This is a genomic window from Nocardia terpenica (genome assembly GCF_013186535.1).
Taxonomy (GTDB): domain Bacteria; phylum Actinomycetota; class Actinomycetes; order Mycobacteriales; family Mycobacteriaceae; genus Nocardia; species Nocardia terpenica.
On record NZ_JABMCZ010000003.1, the window covers coordinates 292,855 to 307,876 of the forward strand.

Genomic DNA, 15,022 nt, shown 5'->3' on the forward strand with positions numbered 1-15,022 from the left:
GTCCTGCGCACGCATCCGCTCGAGGTGCAGGCCGACCTGTCGCGCTACCACGGCCTGCGCATCCGCGACTGGTGGCACGGCGAGATCTCCTCCCAGGAGCTCTACGCCTACATCGTCCACCTGCCCGAGGACAGTGCCACCAAAACCGCTGCCCGCGAGGGCGATTGGCACGAAGACAAATATCTCCTGGTCCGCCTCATCAACGAACTGCTGTGCTACCGCGCTGATTTCGTGTCCGCGCACGGCGGCGATATGAAGCCGGATCTGATCCTGAGCCCGAAACAGGTCGAGCGTAAACGCGTCGAGCGTCAGCAGTATCTGGATGTGCGGGAAATGATGCTCGCCCAGATGCGCGGCGAATACCAGCCGCCCACGCGGACTGTGCATTTCGAGACCGAGTACCGGAAGGGGGTGGCCGCGTCGTGATGAAGGGCCAGGGCGTCTACTTCGACGTCATCCCCAGCCTCGACGAAACCCGCCTGGTCAAGGCATTCGCGACCGCGACCAGCCGCGCCGAGACCGCCGCCAACGACATGGTCCGCGCCATCTCCGGACACGACTATTTCGCCTCACCCACAACGCAACTCGACCGGTGGGTCGCGAAGATGGAGACCGGGATGCGGGCGGCGAACACGATCGCCGACCGCACCGCGGAGAACCTGGTCCGCGCCAACGACCGCGTCAGGATTTCCGAACTTCAGAAGACCGCCGCGCAGCAGCGTGCCGTCGAGATGCTCGACAAGTACGGCCAGAAGTCGTCCCAGTATCTCCAGGCGCTGGCGTCGCAGGAGCGCGCGATCCGCAGCGCTGCCGCCGCCACCCGTGACCTGTCCGCCGCCCAGGCCGCCGACACCGCCGCCGCCGCGCGGAAGATGGAGGCCCAGCGTCGGCAGGACGAGGCCACCACGGCCAGCGCCGCCGCGATGGGCCGTCTCGGCACTGCCGTCACCGGTCTGACGGTCGGCGTCGGTGCCGGGATGGCCGCGGCGTTCACCGCCGGTGCCAGCAAAGCGGGCGACCTGGAAAAAGGGCTGCGGCTGCTCCAGACCGGCGCCAAGGAGAGCACCGAGAACATCGCTGTGCTGCGTAAGGGTGTGCTCGATCTGCAATCGCAGTGGGGGACACCGGCCAACGATCAGCTTCAGGCGTTGCTGATCATCGAGCGTGCCGGATACCACGGCCAGCAGGCGATGAACGTGCTCACCGCGGGTGTGCAGGCCGCCAAGGCTGAAGGCAGCAATTTGCGGACCGTGGTGGAGCAGTTGACCACCACCATGAACGACTTCGACGTGAAGCCGTTCGTGAAGGATGTCAATCAGGCGATGTCGACCAGTGTCGAAGTCGCGTCGATGAGCAAGGTCACCCTCGAGGAGTACGCGCGAGCGATCGGCAAGGTCGAAGAATCGGCCAAGGGCGCCGGGCTGAACATGGTCGGTCTCAACGCCGCGTTCGCCGCTGTCACCCAGCACGGCATCACCGCCGACGACACCGCGCAACTGCTGCTGCACGGCATCAATACCCTCCAGCGGCCCAGTATCAAGCAGTCCCAGGTGCTCAACCAGTTCGGGATCAGCACCGCGCAGGTCCAAGGCTGGCTCGCCGACCCGAACCTCCAGCTGGGCGGCACGGTCGAACAGATTCAAAAGCGCGTCGACAAGTACAAGGGCGCGGACGGGCGCATCCATCTGGACCCCCACGCGGTATCCATCGATGCCCGCGCGGCGCTGGATGCCGAATGGAAGTCGATGACCGACTTTCAGCGCACGATCGCTTCCCGATTCGCCGGGCACGGCGAGATCAACGCCGAGAGCTTCAACAAGGTCATCAACGGGCTCGGGGAGGACGACCGCGCGGTGCTGTCGGAGTGGCGGTCACTCTACGATTCCAGCCACGGGTTCAACCGGCTGCTGCGTTCCGGGCTCAACCCCTCGATGTCGCCATCGCAGGCGCAGCAGGCCATTTTCGGCGACGCGATGACGACCAAGCTGGCCCAGTACCTGCTCGACAAGGGCGGCCCGCTCCCGTACGACGACCTCTTCCGTGACCTCGGTCGAAACCAGAACCGGACCGACCCCAACGGGCAAGTCCAGGGCTCCACCCAGTCTCAGGACACGCTGAAAGCCCAACTGTCCGACCTGCGGGGTGCCCTCAACACCGACCTGACCAAGCTCGGCGACTCCTCCCAAGGCCCGCTGACCTCCTTCGTCCGCCACCTGGTCGGCCTGGCGACATTCCTCGGCGACCACCAAGGCGTGCTCCAGTACGGCGGCCTCACCGCTCTGGGCTTGACCGGCGCGTTGGGACTCATCAAGGGCGGCAACGCCCTCGGCGGTTTGTTCGGTGCCGACAAGGGATCGTTCGGGCGCCTCATCGGACGCGGTATCGGCGCAGGCGCCCGAGGGATCGGCACCGGAGCCGCAGCCCTGTACTCCCGCGCGGGGACAACCGCCTGGATGGCTCGTACCGCCGCGCTGGACGGCCTCACCGCCGCCAGCGGCTGGATCGGCACCAACGCCCGCGGTCTCGCTCAGAGCGGCAGCTCGGTCGGCGGCCAGATCCGCAACGCCGCCATCGGCGGTGTCGAGATCGCGTCGAATGCGGTGGGCGCCATCGGTTCCGGCACATCCAAGGCATTCGACGCGTTGAAATCCGGTGCGGCGTCGGCGGGTTCGTCGATCGCCGGACTGTCGCGCACCATTGCCGGGCTCGGCGTCAGCATGGCCACCAACCTGAAGACGCAGACGGTCACCGCGTTCGTTGCCGGATTCCAGGTGCTCAAGGACGCGGGTGGCTGGGTCCGTGACTTCGTCGTCGCCCAGAAGGCGGCGGCGAGTGCCAGCAAGGCGTGGGCCGCCGCCCAGCTCATCCTCGATGCGGCCCTGAGCCCGGTGGGCCTAGTGGTGATCGGGATCGGTGCCGCGATCGGCGCCCTGGCCGCCGGATTCATCTACGCCTACAACCACTCCGAGAGATTCCGCGACATCGTCACCGGCGCGCTGTCGGCGGTCGGTCGTTTCTTCTCCAAGGCGTGGACCGACTGGATCAAACCGGTCTTCGACGGATTCGGTTCGGCCACAACAGATGTGACCTCTGCCTGGCAGAAGACGACCGATTTTTTCGGTACCTCCCTCCGTGACGTCCGGACGTTTTTCATCGAATTCGGTGCCGTAGTGTCCGAGGTGTACGGGCGGACACTGAAAGTCACTTTCGACGCGCTCGGCGCCGCGCTGGGCAAAGTCCGCGACGCGTTCTCCAACACCGTGACCTGGGTGAAGACCGAGTGGGGCAAACTGGGCCAGGTCGCCGCGACCCCGGTCAAGTGGATCATCACTCACGTCTACGACGGCGGCATTCGCCCGGTCTGGAACCGCATCGACAGCGTCTTCGGTGGCCACCATCAGTTACCGGAAATCCAATTCCGGGCGGCCGGTGGCGGTATCTGGGCCGGGCCGGGCACCATCCCCGGCTACGCGCCGGGCATCGATGATGTCAACGCGAAATTGTCGAAGGGTGAATCGGTCCTCACGCCCGAAGCGAGCAAGAAGCTCGGATACTCGACGATCGCCAAGCTCAACGCGGAGTCCGGCCGCCGCTCGGCGAATGATCTGATGGGCCAGCCGATCCGCGCCGCCGGGGGTCTGCTCGGTGACCTCGGCAGTGCCGCCGGGAACGCCTGGAACGACATCACCGGCGCGGCGGGATTGGCCACCAAACTCGTGTCCAACCCGGTCGCGAGCGTGCGCTCGCTGCTGGACAAGGTGCTCGGCGAGACCGGCAATACTCCCGGTGACGCCGGGTTGTGGCGGCAGGCCGCGATCGATATCCCCCGGCATTTCCTCGCCCGAGCGGTCGAGACCGCCAAGGGGTGGATCGGCTTCGGGCGCAAGAACGCCTCCGGCCCGGCCTCCGATAGCCCTGGCACGCCGTGGGTCGGCAGCGGCACCCTCGATACCTGGATCTCCCAAGCCATCGCCCTCACCGGCGTAGACCCCGCCACGTGGGGTCCGGGCTGGCACACCCTGGTGATGCGGGAATCCTCCGGCAACCCGAACGCGATCAACCTGTGGGACTCCAACGCGAAAGCCGGGCACCCCTCCAAGGGCCTGACGCAGTTGATCGATTCGAATTTCCAGCGGTACCGAGACCCGCGCCTGTCGGATAATATTTTCGACCCGATCGCCAACCTGGTCGCGGATGCGGGCTATATCAAGGCCGTCTACGGCGATATCACTCGTGTCCAGCAGGCGAATTCGACGCTGCCCGCGCATGGTTACGCCGGTGGCGGTATCAAAGACCCGCATCTCACCGCTCCGGAAAAAGACCGCGAATCCGGGCGCACCACCGCCGCACCGGGGTTGACGACGGCGCTGGCCGACCGCACCGCGATCGATCGCGCCTGGGCCTATATTCGGTCGGTCGCGGGGACCGCCTACTCCTACGGTGGCCTGGACTGCTCGATGTTCTTGTCGGGCATCTATCAGTCGCTACTCGGCCGCGACTCAGCCATCCGGGCGTTCAACACCACCTCCGATTTCCTCGCCCTGGGGTTCCGGCGCGGGCTGGGCGGAATCTTCTCTATCGGCGTCAACCCGAAGCCAGGCGAATTAGGCCATATGGCAGGCACTTTCGATGGTGCGGATGTGGAAAGCAATGCGGCGCACGGCGTCACGTACGGGCCCGGCGCCACCGGTGCCGCTGATGCGCAGTTCCCGGACAAGTACTACCTGCCCGGTAACTTGTTCTCGCCGCCTCTCCGGGGTGCGGGTGCGAAGCCGACCGAAGGGCAGTCTCAGGCCAACAAATTGCACGCGCAGGCCCGCAAGCTGCGTGACCGGATCACCACTCTCCAGAAGGAGGAGCAGCGCGCCAACGACGCTGCGGCCCAACGTGATCAGGACGCGCTGAAGGCTGATGACGACGCGGCGAAATACACATCCAAGGCCGCGCAGCAGATCCTGGACGCGGACAAGAAGAAGTACCTCGACGCCGCGCAGAAGGCCCGTGACCGCGGCGGGAAGGCCCGCGAGGCGGCGCAGAAGGAACGCGACCGCGCCGCGACCTACCACCAGCGCGCCCAAGACGCCCAAGTCCAGGCCGATCAGGCCGACCGGGACGCCGGGACCGCCTGGTCGTCCCCGAGCCAGGTCAAGCCCCGCCGGAACGGTTCGGGCGATCCGAACCATCTGCTGACACCGAAAGAGGCCATCGAACAACTCGCCGGTACCGCGGTCGACGCGGCCTTCGAGACACTGGGCTTGTCCGACACCGTATTCGCCGATCCGAACCAGTCCTATCTGCTGCGGATCGGCAACGCGATCCTGAACCCGTTCGCGAAAGTGCCACCACAACAACAGGATCAACAAGACTCCGCCGATCAGGACTCCCTCGACGCCGAGGGCGACGCTGCGGCCGGGGACGCGAGCCCGGCCATCGACGGTGGCGGCCTGGACGACACCACCGATCCCGCCGCCGATCTCGGCGGCAGCGACGACGACATGGCCGGACCCGACTCGTCACTGAGTCCGGACACCGACCTCGACAGCGGGCCCGCCGCCACTCCGGGCTCGGCGCCGCCGTCGCCGGGTCCGAATGACGTGCCGTCGCAGGCCGATCAGGACACGCAGACACCGGATCTGGGGCACTTCGCGCGCCCGGACTGGTTGCCCGGTGCGGGGCCGACAACGCCGCTGGCCCCGTCGACCGCGGTGCCGTCGCAGCCGCCGCTGACTCAGCAGCTGCTCGACCTGCTCCAGACCACACCGCAAACCCACGACGCGGGCGGGCTGCTTCAGCCCGGCCTCACGCTGGTCAACAACGCCACCGGCCTACCGGAAGCCGTCCTCGCGCCACGCGAGAAACGCAACCTCGAGGCCATCGCCCGCCTGGAACTGGGCCAGGTCGGCGGCAACCCGCGTAGCTGGGTGCATATCGAGAACCTGCACCAATACTCCGGTGAGGACGGCCACGACACCGGCCGCCGCATCGCCCGTGAGATGGCCGCCTACTCGGCAGGAGCACGATGAGCTACACCCCACCCCACGAGCCGACGGTGTGGCAGTTGGATTCGCTTCTCGCCGAGGACGACTCGGTCCTCACCTGGATCGGCGCCGACGAGTCACGGTGGCCGATCTCCGGCGGCCTGGCACCCATGCCCGGCGTGCAGCCCGGTGTTGCTCTACAGAGCATCGCCGGGCCGATGGGGTCGTTCAAGCATCTGGATCAGGTCGGCGCTCGCCAGGACGGTGTCACGTGGGAGGACACCGTGTGGGACGCCACCGAGCTCGACCTCGGCGTCAACATCTCCGCTCCGAGTCCGCGTGAGTTCCGGCTGGTCATGCATCGGTGGCTGGATTCCTGGGACACCCGCACCCAAGGCCGCCTGACCTGGTATTCGCGGCAGTTCGGCGAATGGTGGATCGATCTCCGCGCCGCGAAACTCCCCGCCAACGTGATCAAAACCGCCCCAGCGTCGTTGACGACACTGGACGTCAATTGGGTTGGTAGAGCGGACTTTCCGTTCTGGGTGAGCTTCGATTCGGTATCGGCATTGGTCGCCTCCGATCCGACCATTCTCACCGACCCTGCCGGGCGGAATCCGCCGGGCTGGCTGCCGTTGTGGAACCGGGGAGATCAACCCGGTTGGGCGAGGTTTGTTGTGCAAGGGCCGGGGACGTTCACCTTCGGGGACGGCGTGAGCTCCAACCAGGTGATCTTCGGCCCGGTGCCCGCCGGTGTTCAGGTGTTGATCACTACGCTGCCGCGGCTGCGCAGTATCAGGGAGATCAATACGGGCACCAATCTGTACCCGCTGCTCCAGGGCCGGTGGACGGTGCCGATTCCGCGCGGCGCGGCCGTGCATATCCCGTGCTCGGTCACCGGCGCTCAAGCGGGGGTCACGCGCGTTGTCGCCTCCCTCACTCCCTATCGGAGATGGCCGGAATAGCGAACCCCGCAAGACATAACTGGATAGCGAAAGCGGTTGTGCTGTGGTCGATCTCGACACCCTCGACGCACGTCTGGTGATGCGGACCGTCGATCGCGCGCTCGCCCAACAGGAGCTTGACGAAAGCCTCAGTAAGCCACGGTTTCTCGTCGAGATCTTCGACAACCAGTACGGCAAGCAGGGCGAGATCGGCGACTACATCTCCACCACGGTCACCTGGAAACGCAACGCGACCGCCGGTGCGACCATCGTCCTCAAGGGCGACGACGCGTGGGGTGCCTACGCCCGCCGCTGCCGCACCACGGTGGTGCCGATCATCATCACCGTCAACGGCTACCGGTGGACCGGCCGCGTCGACACCGCCTCCTGGGACCTCGTAGACGGCGTCGCCACCTACACATTGCAGCTGATCAGTGACTGGCAGTGGTTCCACCGGATACTCGTGTTCCCGAATTTCGCGCTCCCGATTCAATTCCAGGTGCCCAAACAAGCCGTGTATATCGGTCCGGCGTGCACAGTGCTGGCGGTCATGTGTTTCGAGCAGTGCATCCGGCTGCAATTCGGGCTCTGGGAGATCGTCAACAACATCCTCGACCCGGCCGCCTATTTCGCGACCGCGCTGATGAAAGAAGGGCTACTCACCCCGATCGCGGTCGTGCCGGTCAACCCGCTCACCGACGCGTCGAAGTGGGTGGCGATCTCGGGACGCATGGATTCGATCGCCACCCTCGCCGATCAAGTGTGCAAAGACAACGGCATCGACATGTCGGCCGAGGCGTGGCTACCGGGCGATCCACAACCCGCACCGGACTGGTACACCCTCACCGAGCCCTGCATCGTGGTCCGGTTCGCCGACAAATCGGGGGTGACCGGGCCGACGGGGACGATCATCGACGGGCTCATCAAAGAGGCCGTCGATATCGCCGACGGTGCGCTCGCGGAAATCCTCGACCCGCTCGCGAGCTCCGAATACCGCCCCGAAGGCATCAACCTGGCCCCGCTGTTCGGCGTGAACTGGGAGCGGCCGTGGACGGTACTGCTGCCCGACGTGCCGCGATCCGGGCTCAAGGAATGCCACATCACCGAGCATCACCCGCTGGCGCACACGGTGATCGGCGGAGGCCGCAGCCCGCAATGGGTCAACCAAACGGTCGACATCCTGCTCCAGCTGGCACTGTCGGAAGTCTTGGCCGTGCTCGGCGCCTCCGGCATCGCACCGACCCTGCTGGACGGCATGCTGGACAACATCATTCTGTCGTTCCAGCAGGTGGAGAACGCGCCGCGGCGCTTCAAGCTCGGCAAATTCGGGTTCCCCGAATATTTCACGTCGACGGGCTCCACTGCCTACACGTTCGGCGAATTCTTCGCCTTGGAGATTGCCCAATGGGAAACTCGCGGATTTTCCAGCTGCCAGGCCGTGATGTTCGACGGTGTCCTCTACAGTCTGGGCCGCGACTATCGTCACGGCGATCTGATGTCCTGGATACATGAGGGCAAGCTGTACTCCGACTACATCAGCGAGATCAACGCCACCGACGACCGATCCAAGCGCGTCGAAGTCCTCACGAAAATCGGTGACGGCAGCGCGCAAGAATCGCCGTGGGCGAAACTTCAGCGCCGCCTCCAAGGGTTCGAAAACGCCATGCAGATCGCGCTGCTCAGCGCCAACTGATCGGCGTCACATCGTTATCGAAGGGGTGCCTTCATGCCCATTACACCCAATCCCGACGGGAGTATCACCTGGACCGGGACCGTCGTCTTCACCGGCGCCACCGAACCACTCTCCACCGGCGTCGCGACCTTGACCCTCACACCCAGCGGCGGCTTGTCCAACCTGCCCGCGCTGGTCAACGGCGAACCGGGCATGCCGCCGACCTTCCGCAGCGTCATTGTCAACCAAATACCGTACGGCACAACACCACCCGCCTCCACGGCCACACTGGTGTCTCCCGGCGGGCCGGGGACGGCCAGCGTCTACGATCTGACGTTGTATGTGAACGCAGGACAACCAGGGCCCGCGGGCAGCAACGCCACCGTCCTGGCCGCTGGTGATGTCGTGGCGGCCGGGATCGTCGACGGCTGGACCCTGATCTACAACGCCGCTCAATCGAAACTCGTTGCCGCACCGCCGAAACGGATCATCGGCCCGTTTGCTTCCGCTGCGCTGACCCCCTACACCGGGAACGCGGGCTCGGCCACCCTCGCCACCGTCGGCATCCCCGCCCAGCCCTGGGCTTGGCGGCCTCGCGTGCACGGGCACCTCTACACGGTCGGCACCCCCAACACCCACATCGATGCTGTTGTGCGCGTGGGTGATCCGGCCTCCGGGGACATCGTGGGTATGGGGTTGGGGCTGACCGGGACAACCATCGCTGTCGTGACGGTCGGCCCGCATTTCGCCGCGCCGGTCACCGGGACCAGCAGCTACGGTCAAGTCGCCGCGGGCGCGACAGCGACGCTGTCTCTGTTGGCGACGCAGACGGCGGCGACCACCGACACTTGGCAGGTCCTGGTGGCGGGCGGGCAGTTCCTCGTGGACGTGGTGCCCAGCTGATGGCGCTGTCACCCCAGTTCGTCAACGCGTTCGGCGAAGCTCTGGTCGACCTCCTCGAAGCCAAGGTCGCGCTCCTGATCACCGGCGCCACCGGCGGCCTGATCGACCTGCGCGGCTGGGCGCAGCAGTTGCGCGCCGACGCCGACAAGGCCATCGCCCAAGCCACCGCCGCACAGACCGCCGTCGCGTCGAAACCAGGGATCTCCCAGGTCCCGATCCCCTCGACCTTGTGGGGGTCCTTCGGTGCCGACGAGGACGCCACCTTTCCCCGCTCCCAGCTGAGTTTCGGGGCGGCGGGAAACACCGCCTCGGCCAGTGGCGGCAATACCGGCGCCCATTCGCACGCGTTGAGCATCGTCCCCGACTACCAGCCCGCCGGGCACGGGTCGAATTATTTGGAGATCGGGTACATCCGCACCACCCGCGACCGCACCTATTCCCAGGTCGGATTCATCACCGGCAGCTCCGCCACCTGGGCCGGGATCACCGCCGCCTACATCGGCGTATACCGGGTCGACCCGGCCACCGGCAACCTGACCCTGGTCACCCCCGACATCGCCGCCCGCAACCTCGCCGGGGAGATCACCACGCAGAACACCGAGCAACGCTTCGACCTCGGGACCACGGTGAACGCCAAGCAGAACGACATCTGGGCCGTCGGTGTCCTGCAAGTCACCAACTTGTTGCAGACCTGCGCGAGCATCATGCAGATCACGCTGGCCGACCTCATCCCGCCGCCCGGCACCCACTTCCCGCGCAAGAACTACTGCTACGCGGGCCCCTATGGCAGCATCCCGGCATCGATCCCGGAATCGGACCTGAAATACGACCAGTCGACCAAATTACCGTTCTACGTTCTGAGGTGAATCGTCGTGTCCGACAAGCTCGCTCACGTCAAAGCCCTGTTCCACGCCGTGACATTGGACGGGTTCGGTGCCCGCAGATACGTCGGCCATCACCGGCTCGACCGGGCCCGCACCTTCCTGCACACCGTCGTCGCCCCCGCGCTGTGGCGGGCCATCACCGCCGACGACCCCGGCTACGACCCCCTCGGCCCACCCACCGACGCACAGGGCACTGCGGCGGTCCGGTACTTCGTGACCTTCCTCGAGGCTCACCGCGAATTCGAACGCCTCGCCCACCCCCACGACGAGCTGTGGCACATCCTCTACCAACCCGGCCAAGAGGGCTGTTTCTTCGACGACCTGTGCGCCGCCCTGCACGCCGATGACCCCGACTGGGCGGGACCGGTGCCGTTCGTCGCGTATCCACCCGCCATCCACCACCATCCGTGAAAGCAGGCCGCCCGCATGACCGATACCCTCTGGGCCGACGTCTCCGAATGGCAAGTCCCCGTGGACGATTCCTACCCCTACGATGTGCTGGCCATCCGCGCCAACGACGGCACCTACCGCGACCGCACCTTCGTCCAGAACTACACCTGGGCTACTCGTGCGCTGGACGACGGGCGCCTGCACGTCCTGATCGTCTACCTCGTCTACCGCTCCGGCTGGGAGAAGACCCTCGACACGGTGAAAGATGTTGTCGGGCAGCCGCATCCGCGGACCGTGTTCATGATCGATGTGGAGTCGTGGGGCGGCCAGATCAGCGGCGACCAGTCCGAGGGCATCAACCGCCTCTACTGGGGCCTCACCGACTGGCTCGGTACCAGCAGCCAGCCCGGCACCCGCCGCGTCATTGGCTACGGCAATACCGCCGACCTCGACGCGCTGTGGCCGACGCGCCCGGACGGCCTGGCGCTCGTCGTCGCCGCCTACGGCGCCAACCCCGCCTATCCGGGTCGGATCGCCCACCAATACACCGACGGCCATGGGTACGGCGGCGGCCTGCCCGAAGGCGCACCGCCCTTCGGCGCCTGCGACATGAACTCCGCCGACGGCTACGACATCACCGCCCTCGGGGCCGCGCTCGGGCTCGGCTACGACATCACCGGCCTCCACAACCCCACTCGCACAGGAGATCCCATGGCCACACTCGATCAAGATGACATCAACGCCATCACCGCCAGCGTGACGAAGTGGCTGGCGGACTTCATCGTCGGCTACGTCGGCCCCGGCCTGTCCGATATCAAAGACATTCGCGAACAGCTCACCGGCGCACGGGATCTCGTCCGCAACCCGGACGGCACGATCGACGTCGCCAAGTCGTTCCCCGGCTTCGCGCAGAACGGGTACCGCACCCTCAACGATCTGCTGGCCGCCCTCGCCGCTCACACCGGCGTGCCCGGTGCCAGCGACACCAATCCCACTGGAGGCAGCCGATGACTCTCCCGTCCTACAAGACCGTCGTCGCCGATCTGAGCATGGCCGGAATGGCGATCACCGCCATCGCCTCCCTGCTCAAACTGGTCCCACCGGACAACCAGATCGCGGCCTGGTCCCTGTCGGTCGCGCTCGCAGTGCTCGGCGTCATCGGCGCCGTCAACACCCACCTGACCGGCAACGAGGCCGCCCTCGCCGCCGCGGCCAACGCGATTCGAGCCGAGATCCAGGCGCTCGCCGACAGCCACGCCCGCACCCAAGCAGCCGCCACCGCGCTATCCCCGGCCGCGGCAGACACCACCCCGTCGGAAGTCCCCGCGCCCGCGCCGACTGCTGCGGCCCCGGTGGTGGAGGACGTCGCGACTGTGCTCGCCCGCCACCCCGTCACATAACCGCACCGCGAGAGGAGGACGACGGCATGCTTCCGGTCATTATCGACATTCTTGCCTACTGGGTCTCGCACGTATACGAGCTCGCCGGGGTGATCAGCTCCCTGTCGGCCTGATCACCCGGCGGCACAACAGGAATCGCCCCCTCACTCGCGAAGAAGACTTCGGAGTGAGGGGGCGATTTCGTCGTTACACCACGCCGTCAGCATTGCGATGCTCGATGCGTGAACCGGATAACAGCAGGTCGGAAGCCGAACAGTTGGTCTTGAATCGGTTGTCGGTCGTCGAGATAACGAGTCACGGCGTGCTATGGTCCGCAGAAGACACCGGCGGCTGAAATGTAGCTTTCTCAGGGGGATTCCGTGAGTGATCTTGAGGCTGACCTCGACACGCTGCACCGGCTCGGCGGCACGCTTGCCGGTCACGCCGACGCAATCGGCCAGATCAAGGTATCGGCGACGGTCACGATGGCGGACTCGCCCGTCCAGGAGCTGTCCACCCAGGTAGGCGATGCCGTGAGCAAGGCATTCGGTTTCCTCGGCGGGAACATCCGGCAGATGTCGGACGCAACCCAGACCAGTGCCAAGAGCTACGCGGAGGTCGAGCAGGTATTCGCGGATCGGCTGCGCCGGTACACCAGCGGTGAACAGCCACGATGACCACCATCAGCCACGTACGCAACTGCCAGCCCGCGACCATGGTCACCTTCGCGTCGGACCTGACCACCCAGAGCGCCACGTTCTCCGCGCGGGTCGAGCAGATGGATCGTGACGTGGACACCGCCATGAACAGTTGGAAGGGCGAGGCCGCTGCCGCTGCCTCGGTCCGGGCGCTGTCGCACAAGCTTGCTGGCAACCATCTCAGCGAGACGGTGGTGACGCTGGCCGACCATTTCAACACCTATGGTGGCGAGATGGACGGTTATCGGACCGCGCTGCTGGGCATCGTGGACGGCGAGGTTCCGCATGCGGGGATGTCGGTCGACGACGAGGGCAATGTCACCGCGCCGAAGTACCCCAACGCCAAGACCGATGTCCTCTCCTTCATCCTTCAGGCGCAGCTCGACGGCCAGGCAGCGGGATTCCAGGCTCGGATCAAGACCCTGCTGGTCCAGTTCGGTGAGGCGGAAGGCAAAGCAGCGCAGGCGATCACGACCGATCTCCAGTTCCTCGGCGACTACGAGAAGACCCCGGACGGTCAGCCTGTCGGCACGCAAGTGCAAGCCATTCTCGACGGCAAGGCGCAGTTGCCGACCGACCCGAAGGCCCTGCACGATTTTTGGGAGACGCTGACACCTGCGGAGAAGGACGCGCTGTACGAGCACGATCACTATCTCGGCAACCACGACGGGCTCCCGACCGTCGACCGTGATCACTACAATCGAATGACCCTCCAGGACGAATTCGCGCGAGCGCAGAACGGGGACCCCACCGTCAAGGACAAGCTCGGCGACCTGAAAACGGTCGCCGCCGAGGTGAACAAGCCCGACCGCTACCTGATGTTGCTGGACAGTCAGAGCGGTCGGGTGCCGTATGCGGCAATCGCTGCCGGTAACCCGGATACCGCATCGAACGTCTCGACCTATGTGCCAGGTACCTCGTCGCGACCATCATCGATCGATCGTGAGATGGGCCGCGCCGATGCAATGCAAAAGAATGCCCGATACGCAGGTGCGAAAAGCCCGTCGGTGATTGCCTGGCTCGGCTACGAGGCACCACCAGGGATACCGGACGCTTCAACGAAGCATTGGGCTGATACCGGAGCTTCGGCGCTGGACCGTTTTCAGGATGGCTTGCGCGCCTCGCACGATGGTCAGCCCTCCTACAACACGGTTCTCGGGCACAGCTATGGCACCACTCTCATCGGTGATGCGGCCAGCCACGGTCGCAGCCTCAACGCGGACGCGGTGACGTTGGTGGCTAGTCCGGGGACCACGGTCGGCCACGCCAGCGATCTCCATCTGACCGGCGTGCCACAGGACGAGGTGGCCAAGCACATCTTCGCCACCAAGGCCGACAACGATCCGGTCCCCCTGTACGGGGACGTCGGCGGGGGATTGCCGTTCGTGGGAGACAATTTCGGCAAGGACCCCACCTGGAGTGGCTATGGTGCCCAAACGTTCAGATCCGACTCCGGTTCCTCATGGCCGATCGTTGGATACGATCCGGGCGCTCACAGCGAGTACTGGAACCCTGGCAACAAGGCATTACAGGGTATGGGCGACATCATTGCCGGGCACGGCGATCGAGCGGTGGCTATCAAATGAGCCTCACGCAGCGGAAACCGAAGGCAGCGCTCGTCGCGCTGGGAATTGCGCTTGTGGCGGTGGCCGGACTGCTCACCGGATGCGGAAACAGCAAGGTGGACAAGGGGGTAGCTGTGGATACGACGTTGACGGAGGCGGCAGCGCGGGAACGTATCACGGCCTATTTTCTCGATACTCTGCGTGCGTTGCCGCCTGGGGTGGGATTGTCGCGGGTACCGCAGAACCCGAATCTCGCCGCGCTCGGCGAGGACGCGGCGATCAGCGTCCCGTGCGACGACAACAACGACGACCCGAGAAAACCGGAACAGGCGCAGCTCGGGTACTGGGTCGTTGGTGTTCCCGCGGGCCAGGATTCGCACTATTTCGAGTTGATCCGCAACTACTGGACAGGCCGTGGCTTCCGGCTCAATCCGGACTCGACATCCCGCTGGGCGGCAGTATGGACACCGGACGGCTATTCCCTGTCGGTCAAGAATGCGGGCATGGGCGACGGCTCGCTGAGCCTCGATTCGGGATCGCCATGCTACCCGCGTTCTGCCAAAGGCACGACCAGTCCACAGCCAACCGAACTCAAGCGCCCCTCTTGAC

12 protein-coding genes are annotated in these 15,022 nt (G+C 65.8%); all 12 read left to right on the forward strand.

Going from position 1 to position 15,022, the window contains the following annotated elements; translation table 11 throughout:
• The first annotated feature begins 24 nt into the window (after window positions 1-24).
• The 12 genes from HPY32_RS22775 to HPY32_RS22830 all read left to right on the forward strand — a co-directional run bounded on the left by HPY32_RS22775 (window position 25) and on the right by HPY32_RS22830 (window position 15,021).
• The gene (locus HPY32_RS22775) at window positions 25-426 is read left to right on the forward strand and encodes a hypothetical protein (protein ID WP_067594740.1); all 402 of its coding nucleotides are present in this window, start codon (window positions 25-27) and stop codon (window positions 424-426) included.
• Window positions 426-6,023: a phage tail tape measure protein gene (locus HPY32_RS22780; protein WP_067594737.1), complete on the forward strand. Its 5,598-nt coding sequence runs from the start codon at window positions 426-428 to the stop codon at window positions 6,021-6,023. Before HPY32_RS22775 ends, HPY32_RS22780 begins: the two co-directional genes overlap by 1 nt.
• Window positions 6,020-6,943, forward strand: a complete 924-nt coding sequence (locus tag HPY32_RS22785) for a hypothetical protein (RefSeq protein WP_067594734.1) — start codon at window positions 6,020-6,022, stop codon at window positions 6,941-6,943. Before HPY32_RS22780 ends, HPY32_RS22785 begins: the two co-directional genes overlap by 4 nt.
• 43 nt (window positions 6,944-6,986) lie before the next feature.
• Window positions 6,987-8,615: a Gp37-like protein gene (locus tag HPY32_RS22790; RefSeq protein WP_156674739.1), complete on the forward strand. Its 1,629-nt coding sequence runs from the start codon at window positions 6,987-6,989 to the stop codon at window positions 8,613-8,615.
• Between the two features lie 33 nt (window positions 8,616-8,648).
• Window positions 8,649-9,497 (forward strand): hypothetical protein, encoded by an 849-nt coding sequence (locus HPY32_RS22795; protein ID WP_067594731.1) that lies wholly within the window; start codon window positions 8,649-8,651, stop codon window positions 9,495-9,497.
• The gene (locus HPY32_RS22800) at window positions 9,497-10,363 is read left to right on the forward strand and encodes a hypothetical protein (RefSeq protein ID WP_067594728.1); all 867 of its coding nucleotides are present in this window, start codon (window positions 9,497-9,499) and stop codon (window positions 10,361-10,363) included. The genes HPY32_RS22795 and HPY32_RS22800 overlap by 1 nt, the downstream gene beginning before the upstream one ends.
• A 6-nt stretch (window positions 10,364-10,369) precedes the next feature.
• Complete coding sequence (locus HPY32_RS22805) at window positions 10,370-10,792, forward strand: hypothetical protein (protein WP_067594725.1); 423 nt, start codon at window positions 10,370-10,372, stop codon at window positions 10,790-10,792.
• Window positions 10,793-10,807: 15 nt separating this feature from the next.
• On the forward strand, window positions 10,808-11,782 hold the full coding sequence (locus tag HPY32_RS22810; RefSeq protein ID WP_067594722.1) for a glycoside hydrolase family 25 domain-containing protein: 975 nt from the start codon (window positions 10,808-10,810) through the stop codon (window positions 11,780-11,782).
• A complete protein-coding gene (locus tag HPY32_RS22815; protein ID WP_067594719.1) occupies window positions 11,779-12,171 on the forward strand; it encodes a hypothetical protein in 393 nt (130 codons plus the stop codon). The genes HPY32_RS22810 and HPY32_RS22815 overlap by 4 nt, the downstream gene beginning before the upstream one ends.
• Before the next feature lie 359 nt (window positions 12,172-12,530).
• Window positions 12,531-12,827 carry a hypothetical protein gene (locus HPY32_RS22820; RefSeq protein ID WP_067594716.1) on the forward strand — a complete coding sequence of 99 codons (297 nt, stop codon included), beginning with the start codon at window positions 12,531-12,533 and terminating at the stop codon, window positions 12,825-12,827.
• Complete coding sequence (locus tag HPY32_RS22825) at window positions 12,824-14,434, forward strand: alpha/beta hydrolase (RefSeq protein ID WP_067594713.1); 1,611 nt, start codon at window positions 12,824-12,826, stop codon at window positions 14,432-14,434. The genes HPY32_RS22820 and HPY32_RS22825 overlap by 4 nt, the downstream gene beginning before the upstream one ends.
• Window positions 14,431-15,021, forward strand: coding sequence for a hypothetical protein (locus HPY32_RS22830; protein ID WP_067594710.1), 591 nt, complete (start codon window positions 14,431-14,433; stop codon window positions 15,019-15,021). The genes HPY32_RS22825 and HPY32_RS22830 overlap by 4 nt, the downstream gene beginning before the upstream one ends.
• The last annotated feature ends 1 nt before the right edge of the window (window position 15,022 follow it).

Coding starts and splice junctions, on each gene's coding strand:
- HPY32_RS22780 (WP_067594737.1), top strand. CDS start 426: ATGAAGGGCCAGGGCGTCTACTTCGACGTCATCCCCAGCCTCGACGAA.
- HPY32_RS22785 (WP_067594734.1), top strand. CDS start 6,020: ATGAGCTACACCCCACCCCACGAGCCGACGGTGTGGCAGTTGGATTCG.
- HPY32_RS22795 (WP_067594731.1), top strand. CDS start 8,649: ATGCCCATTACACCCAATCCCGACGGGAGTATCACCTGGACCGGGACC.
- HPY32_RS22800 (WP_067594728.1), top strand. CDS start 9,497: ATGGCGCTGTCACCCCAGTTCGTCAACGCGTTCGGCGAAGCTCTGGTC.
- HPY32_RS22810 (WP_067594722.1), top strand. CDS start 10,808: ATGACCGATACCCTCTGGGCCGACGTCTCCGAATGGCAAGTCCCCGTG.
- HPY32_RS22815 (WP_067594719.1), top strand. CDS start 11,779: ATGACTCTCCCGTCCTACAAGACCGTCGTCGCCGATCTGAGCATGGCC.
- HPY32_RS22825 (WP_067594713.1), top strand. CDS start 12,824: ATGACCACCATCAGCCACGTACGCAACTGCCAGCCCGCGACCATGGTC.
- HPY32_RS22830 (WP_067594710.1), top strand. CDS start 14,431: ATGAGCCTCACGCAGCGGAAACCGAAGGCAGCGCTCGTCGCGCTGGGA.